The following is an 18,982-nucleotide window of genomic DNA, read 5'->3' as shown; positions in this document are numbered from 1 at the left end:
ACCGAGAGGAGAGAACGCGAGATATGCTGTTGGAGATGGAGCAGATAACGAAGAAATACGGCGGCTTCACCGCTAACCGGGACATCCGTTTTAATTTGCGAGAAGGAGAAATTCATGCCCTCGTGGGTGAGAACGGCGCTGGTAAGACAACCCTGATGCGTATGTTGTATGGAATGGAGCAGCCGACATCAGGCACAATCAAAGTTCGTGGACGCGAGGTCAGCTTCGCAACTCCGTCTCAGGCCATGGCAAGTGGTATCGGCATGGTGCATCAGCATTTCATGCTGTTTCCTTCCTTTACGGTTGCCGAGAACATCGTGATTGGCCGTGAACCGTCTGCGGCAGGGGTATTTGACCGCAAACAGGCAGCTGCCCAGGTGAATGAATTGGGCAGAACGTATGGCATGCCAGTTGATCCGTGGAAAAAAGTATTTGAATGTCCTCTGGGCATGCAGCAGCGTGTTGAAATTCTCAAGGTGCTGCATCAGGGCGCAGATATCATTATATTGGATGAACCATCAGCAGTACTGACACCGCTGGAAGTGAAAGAACTGCTCGCGAATATGAAGTCTCTTGCCAAGCTGGGCAAAACCTTCGTATTGATCACGCACAAGCTGCAGGAAGTCATGGATGTAGCAGACCGAATCACTGTTCTTCGTGATGGTCAGGTGACAGGTACATTGGAAGCAAAAGACACGAATGTGGAGGAACTGTCCCGCCTGATGGTAGGTCGTGAGCTGGTTCGCATGGACAAGCAGCCATCCGTTCCGGGAGAAGATGTGCTTCAGGTCGAAGCGGTAAATTTGTCAGGGGCAGAGGATCGTTCTGCACTCAAGGATATTCATTTGCAAGTTCGGAAAGGCGAGGTCGTTGGAATTGCGGGTATTTCCGGAAATGGCCAATCTGAACTGATCCAGATCATTGCCGGACTGCGGAAGGCAGATAGCGGCCGCGTCCTGCTGTCAGGGCAGGATACAACGAACTGGCCGGTACGGCGCATTCGGGAGCATGGACTTGCCCATATCCCGGAAGACCGTTATATGTGGGGAGCGGCAAAAGATGCGAGCGTTCGAGAAAATGGACTGATGGGCCATCATCACCGGCTTCAATCAAAAGGTATCATTAAAGCGAAGGCAGCACGGACCATGGTGGAGAATTGGATCAAGCAGTTCAGCATCAAAACGGGTTCAGCGGAAACAAAGGCACAGTTCCTTTCCGGCGGTAACTTGCAAAAGCTGATTGCCGCGCGTGAATTTGCCCAGGATACGCCGTTTCTGATTGCGGCTGAACCTACACGGGGTGTAGACATCGGAGCGATGGAGACCATCCACGCCGAATTGCTGCGTAAACGGAATGAGGGTGCGGGGATTCTACTCGTTTCCTCGGAATTGTCCGAGATTTTGCAATTATCGGATCGGATCATTGTCATGTATGAAGGCGCAATTGCCGGGGAATTGAAGGCAGATGAAGCAACAGAAGAACAGATCAGCTTGTTGATGGCAGGAGGGAAAGAGCGGATATGAATCGGGTAAAAGAAACACTTCGCGGACTCGTACAGCCGCTGCTTGCCGTATTCATCGGTTTGCTGGCAGGTGCTGTAGCCATTCTGGTCGTTGGCGGGTCTGTGGTGGATACGTATGCGGAGATGTGGAAAGGGGCCTTCGGCAACTTTTACTTCTTCACTAACACACTGGCACGTTCGACGCCCATTATTCTTGCGGGGCTGGGCGTAGCCCTGGCGTTCCGCGCCGGATTTTTCAACATGGGTGCAGAGGGACAGATGGTTCTTGGTGGACTTAGTGCAGCACTGACGGCGCTCTACTTGCCGGGTCCAGGCTGGTTTGTCTGTATTGCAGCCATTGTGGCGGGGATTATCGCTGGTGGAATCTGGTCGCTGTTTGCAGGTTGGCTGGATGCTCGCTTTGGCATGAATCTGTTGATCACAACGCTGCTGCTCAACTATATTGCGATTTATTTTGGAGGATACATGGTATCCTATCCGTTTAAAGACCGCACGGGATCGGCGGCAATGGCTCAGACGCCCATGATTGATCAGAGTGTCTGGCTGCCGAAGCTGTTCCAGGGTATGGGACTGCATGCCGGCTTCATTATTGCCATCGTGGCTGCAATTCTCATCTATTGGTTCACACACAAGACGGTAACTGGTTATGAGATTCGCATGTTGGGAAGCAATCCTTCGTTTGCAACGTATGGCGGTGTGCGCCGTATCCGCATGATGATGCTGTCCATGATCATCAGTGGTGGACTTGCAGGTCTTGCGGGTGCAGGGGAAGTGCTGGGTACACAATACCGTTTCCTTGATGGGTCGTTGTCATCAGCAAGTTATGCTTGGAGCGGTATTATGGCTACATTGCTTGCCCGCTCGCATCCGCTAGGAACAGCTGTAGCTGCAATCCTGCTTGCAGCATTGCAGACAGGTGCCATGGGGATGGAACGGAATACGGATGTGCCGCTGGAAGTTGGCAGTGTCATCCAAGCGGTTTTGACGTTATTTGTATCGGCTCAGATCGGATATTCATTCCTGAAGCGGAGAAAGGAGAAAAAGTCCAATGCAACAACTGTTTGATGCAGCCATGTTTGGCTCTACCTTGCGGATTATGACGCCGATTCTGCTTGCAGCGCTCGGTGGGGCTTTATGCTCTCGTGTCGGTCTGTTCAACGTGGGTCTGGAAGGACTTGTACTGATCGGTGCTTTCTCCGCTATTGTCGGTAATTATCTGTTCGGCAATGTATTATTGGCCGTACTATTCTCAATTGTGATCGTCATGTTGTTCTCTGCGCTATTTGCCTTTATCAGTATTAATCTGAAGGCCAACGCCATTGTGGTCGGGATCTCGCTTAATTTTCTGGCGACAGGACTGACGACTTTTGCGCTTCGGGCGATTTTCGATGTAAAAGGTGCTTACTATGACAAGGATATGGTAGGGCTCCCCAAATGGGACATTCCTCTTATTAAGGACATTCCGTGGGTAGGCGATGTCATCTCAGGGCATAGCCCGCTCGTATATCTCGGGATTATTATCGTAATTGCCTTGCAGTTTTATCTGTTCAAAAGTGTCTCCGGTTTCCGTCTTCGCTCGGTTGGAGAGAATCCGGTAGCGGCACAAAGTATCGGTATCAAGGTGCGTGGCATTCAATATGGTGCAGTTCTGATGTGCGGTGTATTGTGTGCCCTGGCGGGTGCACAGTTATCGCTCGGTCAGGTTACGATGTTTACTGAAGGCATGACCGCAGGTCGCGGCTTCATCGCATTGGTAGCAACAATGCTGGGTCAAGCGAATCCGCTTGGTGTTATGGGGTCCAGTGTGCTGTTCGGCTTCATGGAAGCTCTTAGTATCCGCTTGCAGGGCTTTGCGCTGCCAACTCACTTTACCATGATGCTGCCGTATATTGTGACATTGGTGGCGATGTTCTTCTTCAAGGACCGTACGTATGCACAAGACGCACTGAAAGCGGGCGGAAGCTCGCGTTAAATCCTGAATGTTATGCTGGAAGCATATAAAGAAGGAGGAATCACGCTTGCATAATAAGGCTGAACGTCTGAAAAAAACGAAAAGTCCGGCACCCAAAGCGGGTGCTGAGCACGGAGACCGGCTGCCGCCGGGGCAGGTACTGACCGAGAAATTCCCGATTCTGCATGAAGGTGAGGTGCCGGAATACGACCTATCCACCTGGGATTTGAAGGTATTTGGTGAAGTTGAAGAGGAAAAGATATTCTCCTTTGCGGAACTTCAGGCGATGCCTCAAGTGAACACGGTGAGCGATATTCATTGTGTTACCCGCTGGTCGAAGTTCGACACGCCGTGGGAAGGTATCCGGTTCTCGGATTTTATCAAGCTTCTTGGTGTCAAACCGGAAGCGAAATACGTCATGATCCACGCAGATCATGATTACGAGACAAATGTTCCGCTCGAAGAATTGATGCATGACGACGTATTGCTTGCTTTTAAATTTAACGGTGAACCGCTCACACCGAAGCACGGTTATCCACTGCGCTTGGTTGTTCCACAACTCTACTTTTGGAAGAGTGCGAAGTGGATACGCGGTCTGGAATTCATGAAAGAAGATCGCAATGGCTTCTGGGAAGTCAATGGTTTCCATCATTTTGCCGATCCGTTCAAGGAGCAGCGCTTCTCTGGCGAAGATATTCCGATTCCGGAAGACGAATGGACGAAGAAGGAGTTTGATTAAGATGTTGATGCCTATTTTGCAAATTCATTCCGAAGATATGCCTGCATACGCCATTGTCTGTGGTGATCCGGCACGTGCGGAGAAGATTTCCCGCAAGCTGGAGCAGGCGAGAGAACTGGCATTTAGCCGGGAGTATCGCACATTTGTAGGATTGTACGAAGGTGTACAAATGGCCGTGGTCAGCCATGGCGTAGGTTCACCTGGAGCAGCCGTCTGCTTCGAAGAGCTGATTCGGGCAGGGGTAACGACCCTGATTCGTGTAGGTACAGCGGGCTCGTATACAGCAGATTATCCAGCCGGCAGCGTAATCGTCAGCACGGCCGCTGTACGTACGGACGGGCTGACACGTCAGCTGGTACCAGATGGTTTCCCTGCGGTAGCGAATCTTGGCGTTACGCAAGCGTTAATCGAGGCGACTCGTGAGCATGCAAGTGGAGCGAAAGCTTCAAGTGCGGGTAAAGTTGGCGTAGGTATTACCGTTACACTGGATGCTTTCTTCACAGGGGTCGAAGAGATTCCTCACCGCAAGTACAAGCAGGCGGGTGCTCTTGCCGCTGAGATGGAAATTGCCGCACTCTACATCGTCAGCACACTGCGCGGTGCTCGTGCCGGAGCTATTGTCGCTATCGATGGTTTCGCAGACAGCGACCTGGCGGCTGAGTATGACCCGCACACAAATGCGGTAGCTGATGCAGTTGAGCGTGAGATCGAAGCTGCACTGCGTGCACTGGCTGCACTGGCTCGTCAGGATCAAGCGTAAAGCTGAGCTTATCAGGTTATTTTGTAGTACTACTTCTGGTAAAATTGCAAAATACGCAAATGAGTCCACCAGCGGTGGACTATATAAAGGGCGTCCCATAAGGTCATGAACATGACCTCGGGGACGCCCTTTTTGCGTTTTGGAATAAGAGCGACTGGCGCTAGATTGGAAGGTGTAATCGATTCGTTAGCTTTGTCCGAACAACTGCTGTGCCGTTTCAATAAATAACCGGGATGCGGGAGAAGCATCAACAAATGAAGGAACGGCAATCTCAATATTACGGTAAGCTTTTGGCTCTGTGGGGAGTGCTTTGACACCCGGAGGCAGCCAGGATAGTGAGATTGCAGGCAGCATGGCGGTTCCGAGTCCCTGCTCAATCATGCTAAGGCAAGTGTTTACGTTATAAACGACAAATCCGAAGTGTAATTCTGCATCTGCTCGATGGAACAGATCAACAATCGGTACCTCGTAGCCACCTTTGCAGATAATCATGGGGTGCTTGTCCAGCATTTGTACGGGCAGAATTTCCTGATTCGCAAAAGGTTCGTCGTCCCTGAATACGGCCAGCATCTCCTCGCTATAGAGCGGAAGCGTCTCATAAGCCACATCTACTGGCTCTTTGTCAGTGGCAATAATTAGAGCTACATCAATGGCGCGTGAACTTAACCACTCCTGAATTTCAATGATGTTCCCCTCATGTAGTTCAAACTGAATCTGAGGGTAGCGGTCCCGAATGGAGCGGATAATTTTCGGCAGCAGATGGGCGGATGACATAGGGAATGAGCCAATCCGAATCGTACCAATCTCCAACCCTTTTTCGGCGGCAACGACCTGCTGAACCTTATCAAATTGCTGTAAAATGCGGCGGAAAATGACCAGGATTCGCTGTCCAACATCCGTAAGCACAATGCCGTTCCTGCGATCCCGTATGATTAGAGTGACATCCAGTTCATTCTCCAGCGAAGAAATGGCCCGACTGACTGCGGGCTGTGTCATATTCAGTTCCTGGCCTGCACGGGTGAAACTTCCCGTCTCTGCAATTTTCACAAATAACTGCAACTGTGAGTTGTTCATAACAAATATGGTATGCTCCTTATGATTAACATGCATTTCAATTATTTTGATCATTATTGTATCATGAATACACGGAAACGATCAAAGACGCATATAAAAAGGGTCTGGATCCGATTCCAAATGGTTTGCAGGCACAAAAGAGAGCGCAGGATAATGTGTACGATTGATTAAACTGCGCATGTAGATGTGTGCCGGATAGGAGAATAAAACATATGGCTTTATCACGTGCAAAAGCAGGCTGGGTCCTGGCTTTTCTGGTACTCATGTGGGGTGTAAACTGGCCCCTGACCAAATACGCATTAAATTTTACACCGCCGCTTATATTCGCAGGCATGCGCCTGTTAATTGGGGGCTTGGTGCTGGGGTTGTATGCTTTTCCCCGCTACAAAACGCTGCGCCTGAAGCACACCTGGCATATCTATGCCATATCTGCGGTGCTTAATATCATCTTCTTCTACGGCTTTCAGACCGTAGGGCTGACGGAGGTGCCGGCAGGATTATTTTCATCCATCGTGTTCTTGCAGCCTGTGCTGCTCGGAATTGGGGCATGGCTATGGCTGGGAGAGTCCATGTATGGACTGAAAATTGCCGGATTGGTGCTCGGTTTTGCAGGAGTGGCTACGATCAGTATTGGTGGCATGACAGGAAAAGTATCCCCTGAAGGGGTTATGCTTGGGCTGTTCAGCGCAATTAGCTGGGCGATCGGGACCGTATATATGAAGCGAACTTCAATGAAGGTTGATGGAATCTGGATGACAGCCATTCCGATTCTGATCGGCGGAGTTGTTCTGACGTTGACGGGTACGGTAACAGAGAGCTGGGCTGATGTGCAGTGGGTGCTTCCTTTTATACTGGATACGCTGTTTATTTCGGTGTTTGTCATTGCGATGGGATGGCTCGCGTTCTTCAAACTGGTCAGCTCCGGCGAAGCCAGCAAAGTAGGATCGTTCACGTTCCTGATTCCGCTGATCGCTTTGCTATGCAGTGTGCTGTTCCTCGGAGAGTCGGTGACGGTCAATCTGATCGCAGGTCTGGTCATGATTATTGCCAGCATTCTGCTTGTGAATGTTAAAGTGAAGGGCAGTAAGGTGGCGAAAATATAAGGTTATGCGGAGAACTTTCTTCAAGTGGTTGTTGAACCTTGTATACATTCCGAATGACAATGCAAAAAATGGGTATGTTATATATAGGAACATCACCAATGATTACGAAGAGGAGGACTCCAACATGACACAGAATAATCAACCTCAGGATGAGGCGGCAATTCGCAACAAACTGGATGAAGACGGGGATTCCTTGATGGAGAAAAAGAAAATTTTGAGCGGTGTGGATATTGAGCCGCAAGCAGACGAGTGGTCTGCCAAACCGTCACCTGTAGCATTTGACGAAGGTAAATCATCCAAAGAATAAGAGGAACCAGATATAGCTTGAAAAGAAGCGGGTACCGTTAAGGTATCTGCTTTTTTTATAAAATAAGAAAAGGATAAGATCAGGAAGATCATCGTTCTGATTAAGGGAATTGTCCGCAACGCGCAGTTGGGGTTCGTGAATCACATCGACAGATGTTTTTTTATTGTATAATCATGGAAACGGTTGTGAAATGGAGAGTGTAAAGATGAGTGGAATCAACATCAGACGAGCTGCCATCGGAGATTACACGGGAGTTTCCGCATTAATGGATGAACTGCATCGCTTGCATGTGGAGGCTAGGCCAGACGTATACAGAGAGTTGCAGACGAGAATGAGCCATAAGGAATATGAACAACTGCTGAAAGCCGATCATCGTTTTCTCTATGTTGCGGAATGGCTGGATCAGGGTGAGATTGTTGGATATGCGAGCGCTCAGTTGAATGTGATTGAGAATGTGGAGTTGTTAAAAGATCGAAGAATGTTATATCTCAATGAGATCATCGTTGGCAGCAATCATCGCGGACATGGGACAGGCAAACTGTTGATGCAGGAGTTAATCGAACTTGGCAAAGGAATTCAGGTCGACAGTGTTGAACTGACCGTATCTACATTTAATACCGGTGCTCAGGCTTTCTATGAGCAGTTAGGTCTGGCTGTACGCAGCAGCAGAATGGAATACATACTATAGAGCGCCTGTACAAAGACTAATAGGATGTCTGGCGCAGTAATCAGCTCAAGAAGTATGGTAAACATCCATTTTGAGAAAAATAATAAATCACCCTTGCATACCCCCACGGGGTATGTTACTCTTATAACAGAACGAAAGAAAAGGGGTGTTCGCAGTGGAACATCAGAGCCATCCCAAGGAACCTTTGGAGTCATCCGAAACAGAGGTGAACGAAGTCTCGCAGATTGATGATCAGCAAGCCGATTCATGTCATACGGCAGGCAGTGACGGGAAGCATGTGCGGAAGAGCCATCACTCCCAAGAGATGAAGGGCAACCTGATATCTCGCTTGAACCGTGTTGAAGGACAGATTCGCGGAATCAAGGGATTGATCGAGAAGGATACTTACTGTGATGATGTGCTGACGCAGATCGCGGCGGCTCAGTCTGCTCTTAATTCGGTAGGCAAGCTATTGCTGGAAGGTCATATGAAGAGCTGTATCGTTGAACGCATTCAGGCCGGAGAGCATGAGGTTGTGGATGAATTATTGGTAACGGTAAGGAAGTTAATGAAGTAATTATTTTTGAATGAACTCATCATTTATATATCTAAGGAGGAACTACACATGTCTAATATTACGTTGAACGTTACAGGAATGTCTTGCAATCACTGTGTGAAATCGGTTGAAGAAGCCGTGAAGAATGCGGGAGCGAATGGTCAAGTTGATCTGGCAGCAGGAACTGTCGCAATTGAATATGACGAGCAAAAAGTCAATGTGGATCAGATCAAAGCAGCCATCGAAGATCAAGGATATGACGTAGTCTAATTATTGCAGGCTTAAACTGAACTTCCCTTTGCATGGAAAGGAATGCAACAGATCTCTTTTCCAATAAATGAGTTCATTGTTTAAGCCTGATTTTTGGTCTTTTATATACCCCTTGGGGGTATTGGAATGAGAGCCAATATTTCATAGAGAAAGGAGCTAACAACATGGATAAGTCATCGACAACGGAAAACACAACAGCATCAGAACCCGTACCTTCACCGGAAGCGGCGGGATTACAGACAACGCTGCAAATTACAGGCATGACCTGTGCTGCCTGCTCTACCCGGATTGAGAAGGGTTTGTCCCGAATGGAAGGGGTCAATCAGGCGAATGTTAACCTTGCTATAGAACAAGCAACGGTATCCTATGATCCGAAGACAACGAACATCAATGCTTTGCGGGATAAGGTGGAGGCGCTTGGTTATGGTACTGTAACGGAATCCGTGGATCTGGACATTACAGGCATGACCTGTGCTGCCTGTTCTGCTCGAATCGAAAAGGGTCTTTCCCGGTTACCAGGCGTATCCCGTGCAAACGTGAACCTGGCGCTGGAAACGGGACATGTGGAATTTGCAGCAGGAGCATTGAAGGCATCCGATATTACGGCGAAGATCAAGCAGCTCGGTTATGGCGCGGAATTGCAGCAGACACAGGAAGATACCCAATCGGTGCGTGAACGTGAACTACAGCGCAAAAAGTGGAAATGGATGATCTCCGCCCTGTTATCTTTGCCGCTGCTTTGGGCCATGGTGGGTCACTTCTCATTTACCTCGTGGATCTGGGTACCGGATCTGTTCATGAACCCATGGTTCCAACTGGTGTTGGCAACGCCGGTACAGTTTGTCATCGGATGGCAGTTCTATGTGGGAGCCTATAAAGCGCTCCGTAATGGCAGTGCCAATATGGATGTACTGGTTGCTTTGGGTACAAGTGCGGCGTTTTTCTACAGTCTGTATCTGACCCTGACCAGTGGCAATGCAGCTTCAACCATGATGGATCATGGTGGGACGGGAATGGCTGCAGCAGCCATGCCAACCGTGGAGCTTTATTATGAGACGAGTGCAATCCTGATTACGTTGATCCTATTGGGAAAATGGTTCGAAGCCGTAGCTAAAGGGCGCTCCTCTCAGGCGATTAAAAGCCTCATCGAACTGGCTCCGCGTGAAGCCAGAGTGATTCGTGATGGACAGGAAGTTATTGTACCGTCGGCATATGTTGCGGTTGGTGATCTGGTTCTGGTCAAACCCGGGGACAGCATTCCTGTCGATGGCATCGTGGAGGAGGGGCAGTCTTCTGTCGATGAATCCATGTTAAGCGGAGAGAGCCTGCCCGTGGATAAAAAACCAGGGGACGCCGTTACAGGCGCTACGTTGAACAAAAATGGAGTATTAAGACTGCGTGCGACCCGAGTAGGATCGGACACGGCGTTATCGCAAATTATTAAAGTGGTTGAGCATGCACAGGGCTCCAAAGCACCCATTCAGCGGATTGCAGATGTGATTTCAGGCATCTTTGTTCCGATTGTTGTAGGCATCGCGGTAGTCACGTTCCTGATCTGGTACCTGTTCGCCAGTCCCGGTGACTTTGCCGGTTCGCTGGAGAAGGCCATTGCTGTACTTGTCATTGCCTGTCCTTGTGCGCTTGGACTTGCAACCCCAACGTCCATTATGGCTGGATCCGGACGTGCGGCAGAATACGGTGTGTTGTTCAAAGGCGGCGAACATTTGGAATCGGCGCAGCAGATCCAGACGGTTGTACTGGACAAAACAGGTACAGTTACCCAAGGCAAGCCCGTGCTTACGGATGTGGTGACGGCTCCGGAATGGACGGAAGCAGAGCTGCTGCAGCAGGTGGGAGCGGCAGAGCAGAGTTCGGAGCATCCTTTGGCTGAGGCCATTGTAGAAGGAATCCGAGGTAAAGGTCTGGAGTTAACCCCATCAGAGCAATTCGAGAACATACCGGGATATGGCGTGCGAGCTCGAGTCCAGGGACAAGAAATCCTGGTCGGGACACGCCGGCTGCTTACGGATGCGAAGGTGAATGTCTCCGAGGAAACCATGCAGCAGATGAATAACCTTGAAGAACAAGGACGCACAGCGATGCTGGTCGCGGTGGACGGTCAGTGGGCTGGGGTTGTTGCTGTAGCTGACACCATCAAGGATACTTCACGGGAAGCCATTCAGCGGCTTCATGCTATGGGAATCGATGTCATCATGATTACGGGAGACAATGAGCGGACAGCACGCGCCGTAGCGGAGCAAGCCGGAATTAATAAAGTTCTGGCTGAGGTACTGCCTGAGGGTAAAGCGGCAGAAGTGAAAAAACTTCAGGAGAGTGGCCTCAAGGTAGCGATGGTTGGAGATGGAATCAACGATGCTCCGGCCCTTGCTACAGCCGATATTGGAATGGCGATTGGAACCGGAACCGATGTAGCGATGGAAGCAGCGGATATTACGCTAATGCGCGGCGATCTGAACAGTATTGCAGACGCAATCGAGATGAGCCGGCGCACGATGGGCAATATCAAGCAGAACCTGTTCTGGGCACTTGGTTATAACGTGATTGGTATTCCAATTGCAGCAGTGGGCTTCCTGGCTCCTTGGTTGGCAGGTGCGGCCATGGCGTTCAGCTCCGTGTCGGTTGTACTGAATTCGCTGCGTCTGCAACGAATGAAACTGAAAAGCAATGACTGATGTCCATTGAGGGACGTGAATCAACTTTTCATTTTGCTCAAAAGTAAGTATAGGGTGCGGTCCGCTACGGCGGATCGTGCTTTTTTTTTTTGTTGGGGGGAAGGTGGTTGAGATATGTTAAAGGTGCTGTCCTTTCCTTGTTAACAGAGGTGAGGATGTGAAGTGATGTTCTCTTATGAAATGGAATTCATTGTTTGCGAAACACATCTTTATCTTTCTGAAGCTTTCAGAAATAGATTGACAATATAGACATATAGACTTAAAATTTAAAACGATCGTTTGATTTAAACAATCGTTTACATCAAATTCGAACTAATAAGTAATGGAGGACATCATTTATGTTGCAGGCTTTACGTATATTGTTGAAAAAACCGCCAGTAATTGTGGGGATCGTGACGGCGCTTATGTTCCAAGTGATCTTCAGCGTGATCTGGATGACAGCATATTCCGGAGTGAATGACCGGATGAATGAATTGACGGTTGCCGTTGTCAATGAGGATGGAGAGCAGTCCAAGGGGATCGCAGATCGCATGGCTGAGACGCTTCCTTTTCATACCGTAACGAATCTGAGTGCTGCTGAAGCACTTGACCAGTTAAATCACCGCAAGATTCATATGGTACTGAATATCCCGGCAGGGTTTAACGAGCTGATTCAAACAGCCGGTTCCACTGCCGAAATCAAGTACACCATTAACGAGGCGAACCCGGTTACGATCAAAAGCATGATGCAAGGTGTATCGCAAAGTGTGACGAACACGATTAACAAGCAAGCAACCGCTCAAGGTGTGCAAGCTGTGTTGACGGCTTCCGGAGCGCCTGCAGATCAGGCAGCTGAAGCTGCTGCCAACCTGACTACCCGCGTGGAAGGTAAAACGACTTCCATTAATCCGGTTAACGGCATGAACAACCAGATGGTGCCGATGATGATGGTACTCGCTTCTTATGTGGGAGCCATGATTATGGGGATGAACCTGCAGACAGCGATGGGTATGCTGTCCGCTACTCACTCCCGCTGGACGTTGTTTGGTGCCAGAGTAGTCATTAATCTGGGGTCTGCTCTAGTGGTTTCCCTGCTGGGATCATCACTAATTGTTTCGCTTGGCGGACAGATCGAGCAAGGATTTATCGCATTCTGGTTGTTCCAGGCGTTATTCCTCTGCACGTTCATGTTCTTCTCCCAGTTCTTCCTGATCTGCTTTGGACCGGCAGGAAGCTTGTTCAACATCATTTCACTGTCGCTGCAACTGGTATCTTCCGGTGCAATGGTGCCACGTGAACTGCTGAACAGTTTCTACAGTGGTATTGGTCAGTATCTGCCAGCCACATATGCCGTTCAAGGTGTTCTGAGTGCTCAACTGGGCGGACCTGGAGTTCAAGCCGCTGCTGGCTCGATTGTTATCGTATTGCTGGTTGCTGTAGCCCTCTCCCTGGTGGTGACGTTGTTGAAAAAACAACGCATGCCAGCTGGGGCACCAAGCCCGGCTCAAATGAACAGCTAATATTTCAGACATCATGGTTGTTCTTCATAGGTTATGATCAAGCGCCCCGGTGATTTTCACCGGGGTGCTTGGTTTAATAGTAGGTTGAGGTGGATAGCTTTGAAGGAACACAGGCTGCACACCTTGCGCTTTGATGCACAAACTTTCATAATGAAACGATAGAGTAGTCTCGCTGCAGCCCGGTGAGCTGGAGCAAATGAATAGAACGGACAAGAGGAGCGGACGGAATGACGGAACCGGAATTGGATATAAAAACGAGGATTTTGCTTGCAGCCAAGAAACTTTTTGCACAGCAGGGGTATGACGGGACGAGTGTTCGTCAAATCTGTGATGAGGCGGGGGCGAATGTATCGCTGGTCTCGTATCATTTTGGCGGAAAAGAAAAGGTGTTCGAAGCATTATTTGAGCACTTTTTTCCTGATCATATGATGAATGAGTTGGCTGAAGAGTCCATGTCCTCCCCCGTGGAGGGTATCCGACGAATCATAGGTGAAGTTGTAAAGTTCACAATGACGGACCGGGAGATGAGCGATATTGTGCAGCTTGAAATTACGCTGCGTACCCATCGCACAGCTACCGTATTTCGTTTTTTGGACCCCGTCTGGACCAGAGTGAGAGAACTGCTGCAAGAAGGCAAGGAGCAGGGAGTATTCCAGATCGAGTCCGTATCTTATGCAATGCTTCAGGTCATGGGTGTGGCTTTGGCACACAAACGGGCCAAGAACTCACGATTTAGCTTTGACTATCAGGATATGAACACAGATGAGCTGGCCGAGCAGACCATTGAATTCGTACTACGAGGATTGGGAGTGAATAGCAATGAACGAAACCATTGAATTGATGATGAAGCACCGCTCTGTGCGGAAATTCAAGCCAGACCCGGTAAGTGAAGAGCAGCTGGCAGCAATCGTGGCGGCCGGGCAGATGGCTTCTTCTTCAAGTAGTGTGCAGGCCTATACTGTAATTGCTGTTACCGAACAGGAGCAAAAGGACAAATTGGCTGAATTGGCAGGCAATCAGTCTTACATCAACGAATGCCCTGTATTTCTCGTATGGTGTGCTGACCTATATCGCCTGAGTAATGCAGCGAAGCGTCATTTACCTGAAAAGGAATCCTATGAGGACTCCACTGAAAACTTTATGGTGGCCACAATTGATGTTGCACTCGCATCGCAAAATGCTGCGCTTGCAGCAGAGTCACTAGGTTTCGGAATTGTATATATTGGCGGGCTGCGCAACCGCATTGAGGAAGTTAGCGATGTCTTGGGCTTGCCTGACGGAGTGTACCCAGTATATGGAATGTGCATAGGTGTTGCTGATCAGGAGACGGGGATTCGTCCGCGTCTACCGCTGGATGCGGTCTTGCACCATGGCCGCTATAACGCCGAGCAGACCCTCAAAGGCGTCGAGAGTTATGACGAAACGACTGCTGCATACATGAAGGAGCGCACCCAAGGGGAACGTACTACACCGTGGTCCGAAATGATGGCGAAACGCCTCACAGAACCGGTACGTCTACAGATGAAGCCATTCCTCGAAGGCAAAGGATTCTTGAAACGTTAAGCGTAAATCCAAAAGAAGTCAGTTCGGCGGATGCCGACTGACTTCTTTTTTGATACTCTGCAGTGCCTACTTAGTGGAGAAAGTGAACCAGAACAAGACTGAACGCCAATTCGGATCTAAGGAAGACCGTAAAAGCGTTTTGTATTCTGATAGAAGAGACGCGCTGCCCGCTCCGTTCCCATACCTGTCACTTCACTCCACGCCTGAATAACCTGTCTTGTCATGGCTGGATGCGTCATTCTTCCCTGGAAAGGTCCCTCGAAAGGCCAAGGTCCATCGGTCTCTGCCATAACCTGCTCGGAAGGATACTGACGGGCCAGTTCGCGTATTTCCTCTTCGTATATGATATCAGGTGTAAATGAGACGAAGTATCCGTTGTCAGCCATACGCTGGACGGTCCGCTTGGAGCCTTTGAACCAGTGAAAGTGAGCCCGGCGATGATGATATTGCTCCAGCAGATCACAGGCGATATCGGCATCCTCATATACAGCGTGCAGTACAATCGGTTTACCGTGCCGTTTCGCCAGCTGGATAAATCGCTCCAACAGATCGATATAACCGCTCTGATCAAAGCGTTGCCCTGCCAGTTCGGCTTCCTGTCGGTTGTAATAGGGCAACCCAACTTCCCCAATGGCTGTAGCTTGTCCCATATGCTTTTCGATCCAGTCAAAGAACAGATCCTGCTCTGCCAGGGACGGCAGGGGCTGCTCGGGATGGAACCCAAAGGCTGGATATACGGTGCGGGGGTATTGTGAAGCTAGCTCCAGGTTGGTCTGGGCTGATGCCAGATTCATGGAAACGGCAATGACGGCTTCAACCTGCTGGGATGGGAAGGAATGCAGCATCTCACGTTGTTCTTCGGTTGTATATTTGTCCAGGTGAAGATGAGCATCGATCAAGGGTGCAAAAGCGGTTGATTGCATGGATGGACCCCTCCTTTTTATCTTTTACCAATGATACGCAGTATTGTATATCTCGGATCACCCATTTTAGGGAAATAATAACTTAAAAACCCGCACTATTTAGATAGGCGGGTTTTCTGCTGTTCTTCTCTCATCCACTGGGAAATCTGCCGTTTGCGTTCAAGAAAAGCGGATTCCTCCGTGATCGCTTCGCGACGTGGACGATCAAAGGGAACATCGACTTCGTGAATTACAGCTGCAGGCCGATTCGATAAAACATAGATACGGTCAGCGAGCAATAACGCTTCCTCAATATTATGCGTGATGAACAGCACCGAGCGGCGGTTCTGTTCCCAGATATCGAGCAGCCAGCGCTGCATGTCGCTGCGGGTCAATGCATCAAGTGCACTAAATGGCTCGTCCAGCAGCATCAGCTCCTGCGGACTGAGCAGCGCGCGCAGAAAGGCAACCCGCTGCTGCATGCCACCCGATAACATATGCGGATAGGCTTGTTCAAATCCGGCCAGTCCGACACTGCTCAGCCACTTCCGGGCATCTGCAAGCGCTTCTGCTCGGGGTGGTGCATCTGCAGACACTTCACCAGCAAGCAGCACATTGTCCTCAATGGTACGCCATGGGAAGAGGGCAGGCTGCTGCGGCATATAGCTAATCTTGCCGCGTTGTCCGGTAACATCCTGACCATTCATCAGGATTTGGCCCCCCTGTGGTTTCAGCAGACCGCCGATGATGTGAAACAGGGTGCTTTTGCCACAGCCGGAAGGGCCAACGATGGCTACGAATTCTCCTTGCTCCACGGTCAGTGACAGGCCATCCAGAACGGGCAATGTGCTGCGTCGCTCGCGGAACGAAGCATGCACGTTCAGAACTTCGAGCGCTGGTGATAAATGATGTGCAGGTAAGGCCGCGGCTCCATTCTCAGGAAGTCCACTACTCTTTGGAATGGTTGCACCTTCATTCGGCGCAGCAGCTATCCGCTCGTTGTGTTCGGGTGTCATCTTTTCATCACTTCCTAAGCGTTATATGGTGCATATTTCAAAGTTATCGTTTTTGTGGCCGCCAGCGTACGAGCAGCTTCTCCAATAGCGCAATGAGCAGGAAGAGCAGCAGGCTCAGTGCCACAATAATCATGATTGCCACGAAAAGACGATCCGTCCGATAGGCCGATTTTTGCAGCATCATATAATAACCGATACCCTTATCTGCACCGATCCATTCGGCGATAATCGCACCCATGACGCTGTACGTAGCGGCAATTTTAATCCCCGAAAACACTGAGGGTAATGCATGTGGGAGTTCGAGCTTCCAGAAAATTTGGCCGCGTTTTGCACCAGCCATGCGCATATAGTTCATCATCGCTGCATCGGTGCGGGTCAACCCGTCCATGGCAGCTACGGCCACCGGGAAGAAGCAGACCAGGATGATGGTAATCAGTTTGGGCAGCAGCCCAAATCCGAACCAGATCAGCAAGAGCGGCGCAAGCGCGATAGTCGGTATATTTTGACTAAGAATAAGTAATGGATAGAGTGCAGATTTCAAAAAGGGAATTAAATGCAGCACCATCGCAATCAGTAATCCCACAAGTGTACCTGCTGCAAACCCTATCAAAGTCAACTGGATTGTTGCCCATGCATGCATGCCAAGTCGCTCGGCCTGGGACGCTGCTTCATGGGCGATGTCCGAAGGTGCAGGCAGCATCCATTTCTCAATATGGAACAGGGAGACGGCTCCCTGCCATATCGCTATAAAGAGAATAACCGCCACAAAGGGCGGCCAGACGTTTTTCCAATAGGCATGCATTAGCGATATTTCTCCGTCAGGGTGTCCATGCTGAAACCACTTGGGCTATGGGCGATCTTGATCTGTGAGATGATGCTCGGACTGCCGGCTTCCACAAGAACTTCGTGCATTTTGCGAACAACCTCCAACAGCTCATCCAGTTCTCCTTCCATCGTGGTATCCAGTGGATTAACCTGATATTTCAAACCAGACTGCTGAATAACTTCGATGGCACGATCAACGTAAGGGTAGGAATTTTCGCCATTGGGCGTTTTGGGAATGACTTGAATGCTAAGTAATGTGCTTGCCATGAGAGATCACTTTTCCTTTCGGGTTAAATTGCATGAGTTAAACCAGCTTTACACTTTACCACTCCGATTGCAGTACCCTCTTCCGATCGCTGTTATCCCCGGATTTTTCGATTCCATTTTCCACATGGGGAAAATCCGGGGATAAAGGCGACCACTTCGTTTCTACAGATGGGTTCTGCACTCTTCGTTCTGGTGTAAAAAAAGTTAAACTTAAACCATTTTTATTGGGGTAAGAACTCGTTCGTATATGCTTTGGATACATCTACCTGCTCGTCGAGCAGTTTTTTGCTAAACATCCAGTCCGTGTAGTTCTGCCATACTTCCTGCTTCTGCTCACCCCAGCGCGGTGCGTCATCCTGATATTTTGGACTCAGCCACTTCTGGCTTGCGAGTACAAGATCCTTATCCAGATCCGGTACGGCCTTGATCAGAATGTTGGCAGCGTCTTCGGGATGTTCAATCGCGTATTGATATCCTTCGGAAGTCGCTTTCAAGAACGCTTTAACCAGCTCGGGATCGTTCTGAATCGTCTTTTCATTGGTAACGAGTACAGGAGTGTAGTAGTCCAGTGCCTCGGAATAATCCTTCACATATAGCATGTCGATCGGTTCGCCGCGCAGTTCGGCTTCAATGCCCGTCCATGCGTAGAAAATCCAGGCAAAGTCGATATCGCGTTTCACAGCGGTGAAGAAATCTGCATCGCCCATGCTGATATTTTTTACTTTGGATACATCGGCGCCTTCGCCTTCCATAATGGACTGCATCACAGCTTCTTCTACCGGGGAGCCCCAGCCACCATAAGTTTTGCCTTCAAAATCTTTGGGGGACTTGATGTTCCGATCCGCCGGAGCGGCAAATCCGGACGTGTTATGCTGAATAACCGCAGCGATGGACACGAGTGGTACGCCTTGTGTGCGGGCCTGGGTCACACTCTCCTGATAACTTACGCCAAAAGGCACTTCGTTCGAAGCTACCATGGTATCCGCGCCTCCGGCACCTGGCTGTACAATCTCAACATTCAAGCCTTCGGCTTTGTAAAAACCTTGATCTACGGCCGCATACAGGCCGGTATGATTCGTATTTGGTGTCCAGTCCAGCACCACTTTAACGTCCTTGAGGGCTGCATTGTCACCTTCATTGCTGTTTTCGGTGTTGCTGCTACCATTTTCTCCTGAAGGTGCAGCTTCTTTGCCGCCACATGCAGCCACAGCCACTAGTAGTACGCACAAGAGCATTAGGCCCATCATTTTACGCCATCTCATCTTTAT

Annotated in this window: 20 protein-coding genes; 14 read left to right on the top strand and 6 right to left on the bottom strand. The window is 49.6% G+C overall.

The window, feature by feature from the left end:
- Nucleotides 1-23: 23 nt before the first annotated feature.
- Genes DC345_RS23435 through DC345_RS23415 form a run of 5 tightly spaced genes read left to right on the top strand, consistent with a single transcriptional unit; the run spans nucleotide 24 to nucleotide 4,972 of the window.
- On the top strand, nucleotides 24-1,523 hold the full coding sequence (locus tag DC345_RS23435; protein WP_113055228.1) for an ABC transporter ATP-binding protein: 1,500 nt from the start codon (nucleotides 24-26) through the stop codon (nucleotides 1,521-1,523).
- Nucleotides 1,520-2,587: an ABC transporter permease gene (locus DC345_RS23430; RefSeq protein ID WP_113055226.1), complete on the top strand. Its 1,068-nt coding sequence runs from the start codon at nucleotides 1,520-1,522 to the stop codon at nucleotides 2,585-2,587. Before DC345_RS23435 ends, DC345_RS23430 begins: the two co-directional genes overlap by 4 nt.
- Nucleotides 2,571-3,494 carry an ABC transporter permease gene (locus tag DC345_RS23425; RefSeq protein WP_076290669.1) on the top strand — a complete coding sequence of 308 codons (924 nt, stop codon included), beginning with the start codon at nucleotides 2,571-2,573 and terminating at the stop codon, nucleotides 3,492-3,494. Before DC345_RS23430 ends, DC345_RS23425 begins: the two co-directional genes overlap by 17 nt.
- A gap of 46 nt (nucleotides 3,495-3,540) precedes the next feature.
- Nucleotides 3,541-4,212 (top strand): sulfite oxidase-like oxidoreductase, encoded by a 672-nt coding sequence (locus tag DC345_RS23420; RefSeq protein WP_113055224.1) that lies wholly within the window; start codon nucleotides 3,541-3,543, stop codon nucleotides 4,210-4,212.
- Nucleotide 4,213: 1 nt separating this feature from the next.
- A complete protein-coding gene (locus DC345_RS23415; RefSeq protein ID WP_113055223.1) occupies nucleotides 4,214-4,972 on the top strand; it encodes a nucleoside phosphorylase in 759 nt (252 codons plus the stop codon).
- A gap of 186 nt (nucleotides 4,973-5,158) precedes the next feature.
- Here DC345_RS23415 and DC345_RS23410 read toward each other — a convergent pair whose 3' ends face one another.
- Nucleotides 5,159-6,046: a LysR family transcriptional regulator gene (locus DC345_RS23410; RefSeq protein WP_113055221.1), complete on the bottom strand. Its 888-nt coding sequence runs from the start codon at nucleotides 6,044-6,046 to the stop codon at nucleotides 5,159-5,161.
- Between the two features lie 212 nt (nucleotides 6,047-6,258).
- Here DC345_RS23410 and DC345_RS23405 point away from each other — a divergent pair, with 212 nt between their 5' ends.
- From DC345_RS23405 to nfsA, 9 genes are all read left to right on the top strand, one after another.
- Nucleotides 6,259-7,149, top strand: coding sequence for a DMT family transporter (locus DC345_RS23405; protein ID WP_113055220.1), 891 nt, complete (start codon nucleotides 6,259-6,261; stop codon nucleotides 7,147-7,149).
- A 124-nt stretch (nucleotides 7,150-7,273) separates the two neighbouring features.
- Complete coding sequence (locus DC345_RS23400; RefSeq protein WP_063566250.1) at nucleotides 7,274-7,456, top strand: hypothetical protein; 183 nt, start codon at nucleotides 7,274-7,276, stop codon at nucleotides 7,454-7,456.
- Between the two features lie 205 nt (nucleotides 7,457-7,661).
- Nucleotides 7,662-8,144: a GNAT family N-acetyltransferase gene (locus tag DC345_RS23395; RefSeq protein WP_181586706.1), complete on the top strand. Its 483-nt coding sequence runs from the start codon at nucleotides 7,662-7,664 to the stop codon at nucleotides 8,142-8,144.
- 223 nt (nucleotides 8,145-8,367) lie between these two features.
- Complete coding sequence (locus tag DC345_RS23390; protein ID WP_258530779.1) at nucleotides 8,368-8,700, top strand: metal-sensitive transcriptional regulator; 333 nt, start codon at nucleotides 8,368-8,370, stop codon at nucleotides 8,698-8,700.
- A gap of 48 nt (nucleotides 8,701-8,748) precedes the next feature.
- Nucleotides 8,749-8,949: a copper ion binding protein gene (locus DC345_RS23385; protein ID WP_113055216.1), complete on the top strand. Its 201-nt coding sequence runs from the start codon at nucleotides 8,749-8,751 to the stop codon at nucleotides 8,947-8,949.
- A gap of 164 nt (nucleotides 8,950-9,113) precedes the next feature.
- A complete protein-coding gene (locus DC345_RS23380; RefSeq protein ID WP_113055214.1) occupies nucleotides 9,114-11,642 on the top strand; it encodes a heavy metal translocating P-type ATPase in 2,529 nt (842 codons plus the stop codon).
- 338 nt (nucleotides 11,643-11,980) lie between these two features.
- The gene (locus DC345_RS23375) at nucleotides 11,981-13,141 is read left to right on the top strand and encodes a YhgE/Pip domain-containing protein (RefSeq protein ID WP_113055213.1); all 1,161 of its coding nucleotides are present in this window, start codon (nucleotides 11,981-11,983) and stop codon (nucleotides 13,139-13,141) included.
- Nucleotides 13,142-13,368: 227 nt separating this feature from the next.
- The gene (locus tag DC345_RS23370; protein WP_063566247.1) at nucleotides 13,369-13,977 is read left to right on the top strand and encodes a TetR family transcriptional regulator; all 609 of its coding nucleotides are present in this window, start codon (nucleotides 13,369-13,371) and stop codon (nucleotides 13,975-13,977) included.
- Nucleotides 13,961-14,704: an oxygen-insensitive NADPH nitroreductase gene (gene nfsA / locus DC345_RS23365; RefSeq protein ID WP_113055211.1), complete on the top strand. Its 744-nt coding sequence runs from the start codon at nucleotides 13,961-13,963 to the stop codon at nucleotides 14,702-14,704. The genes DC345_RS23370 and nfsA overlap by 17 nt, the downstream gene beginning before the upstream one ends.
- A gap of 116 nt (nucleotides 14,705-14,820) precedes the next feature.
- Here nfsA and DC345_RS23360 read toward each other — a convergent pair whose 3' ends face one another.
- From DC345_RS23360 to DC345_RS23340, 5 genes are all read right to left on the bottom strand, one after another.
- Complete coding sequence (locus DC345_RS23360) at nucleotides 14,821-15,627, bottom strand: TatD family hydrolase (RefSeq protein ID WP_113055209.1); 807 nt, start codon at nucleotides 15,625-15,627, stop codon at nucleotides 14,821-14,823.
- Between the two features lie 95 nt (nucleotides 15,628-15,722).
- Nucleotides 15,723-16,622, bottom strand: coding sequence for an ABC transporter ATP-binding protein (locus tag DC345_RS23355; protein ID WP_258530772.1), 900 nt, complete (start codon nucleotides 16,620-16,622; stop codon nucleotides 15,723-15,725).
- Nucleotides 16,623-16,665: 43 nt separating this feature from the next.
- Complete coding sequence (locus DC345_RS23350) at nucleotides 16,666-17,424, bottom strand: ABC transporter permease (protein WP_113055208.1); 759 nt, start codon at nucleotides 17,422-17,424, stop codon at nucleotides 16,666-16,668.
- The gene (locus DC345_RS23345; protein ID WP_113055206.1) at nucleotides 17,424-17,714 is read right to left on the bottom strand and encodes an MTH1187 family thiamine-binding protein; all 291 of its coding nucleotides are present in this window, start codon (nucleotides 17,712-17,714) and stop codon (nucleotides 17,424-17,426) included. Before DC345_RS23345 ends, DC345_RS23350 begins: the two co-directional genes overlap by 1 nt.
- Nucleotides 17,715-17,935: 221 nt before the next feature.
- On the bottom strand, nucleotides 17,936-18,976 hold the full coding sequence (locus DC345_RS23340; RefSeq protein WP_113055204.1) for an ABC transporter substrate-binding protein: 1,041 nt from the start codon (nucleotides 18,974-18,976) through the stop codon (nucleotides 17,936-17,938).
- Nucleotides 18,977-18,982 lie beyond the last annotated feature (6 nt).

The organism is Paenibacillus taichungensis, from assembly GCF_003287275.1.
In the GTDB taxonomy this organism is placed as follows: domain Bacteria; phylum Bacillota; class Bacilli; order Paenibacillales; family Paenibacillaceae; genus Paenibacillus; species Paenibacillus taichungensis_A.
This window is presented reverse-complemented; position numbering and strand designations above follow the sequence as displayed.

Excerpts from the sequence above, each read along its gene's own strand:
- DC345_RS23435 (WP_113055228.1), top strand. The coding sequence starts at position 24 with ATGCTGTTGGAGATGGAGCAGATAACGAAGAAATACGGCGGCTTCACC.
- DC345_RS23430 (WP_113055226.1), top strand. The coding sequence starts at position 1,520 with ATGAATCGGGTAAAAGAAACACTTCGCGGACTCGTACAGCCGCTGCTT.
- DC345_RS23425 (WP_076290669.1), top strand. The coding sequence starts at position 2,571 with ATGCAACAACTGTTTGATGCAGCCATGTTTGGCTCTACCTTGCGGATT.
- DC345_RS23415 (WP_113055223.1), top strand. The coding sequence starts at position 4,214 with ATGTTGATGCCTATTTTGCAAATTCATTCCGAAGATATGCCTGCATAC.
- DC345_RS23410 (WP_113055221.1), bottom strand. The coding sequence starts at position 6,046 with ATGAACAACTCACAGTTGCAGTTATTTGTGAAAATTGCAGAGACGGGA.
- DC345_RS23405 (WP_113055220.1), top strand. The coding sequence starts at position 6,259 with ATGGCTTTATCACGTGCAAAAGCAGGCTGGGTCCTGGCTTTTCTGGTA.
- DC345_RS23400 (WP_063566250.1), top strand. The coding sequence starts at position 7,274 with ATGACACAGAATAATCAACCTCAGGATGAGGCGGCAATTCGCAACAAA.
- DC345_RS23395 (WP_181586706.1), top strand. The coding sequence starts at position 7,662 with ATGAGTGGAATCAACATCAGACGAGCTGCCATCGGAGATTACACGGGA.
- DC345_RS23385 (WP_113055216.1), top strand. The coding sequence starts at position 8,749 with ATGTCTAATATTACGTTGAACGTTACAGGAATGTCTTGCAATCACTGT.
- DC345_RS23380 (WP_113055214.1), top strand. The coding sequence starts at position 9,114 with ATGGATAAGTCATCGACAACGGAAAACACAACAGCATCAGAACCCGTA.
- DC345_RS23375 (WP_113055213.1), top strand. The coding sequence starts at position 11,981 with ATGTTGCAGGCTTTACGTATATTGTTGAAAAAACCGCCAGTAATTGTG.
- DC345_RS23370 (WP_063566247.1), top strand. The coding sequence starts at position 13,369 with ATGACGGAACCGGAATTGGATATAAAAACGAGGATTTTGCTTGCAGCC.
- nfsA (WP_113055211.1), top strand. The coding sequence starts at position 13,961 with ATGAACGAAACCATTGAATTGATGATGAAGCACCGCTCTGTGCGGAAA.
- DC345_RS23360 (WP_113055209.1), bottom strand. The coding sequence starts at position 15,627 with ATGCAATCAACCGCTTTTGCACCCTTGATCGATGCTCATCTTCACCTG.
- DC345_RS23355 (WP_258530772.1), bottom strand. The coding sequence starts at position 16,622 with ATGACACCCGAACACAACGAGCGGATAGCTGCTGCGCCGAATGAAGGT.
- DC345_RS23350 (WP_113055208.1), bottom strand. The coding sequence starts at position 17,424 with ATGCATGCCTATTGGAAAAACGTCTGGCCGCCCTTTGTGGCGGTTATT.
- DC345_RS23345 (WP_113055206.1), bottom strand. The coding sequence starts at position 17,714 with ATGGCAAGCACATTACTTAGCATTCAAGTCATTCCCAAAACGCCCAAT.
- DC345_RS23340 (WP_113055204.1), bottom strand. The coding sequence starts at position 18,976 with ATGAGATGGCGTAAAATGATGGGCCTAATGCTCTTGTGCGTACTACTA.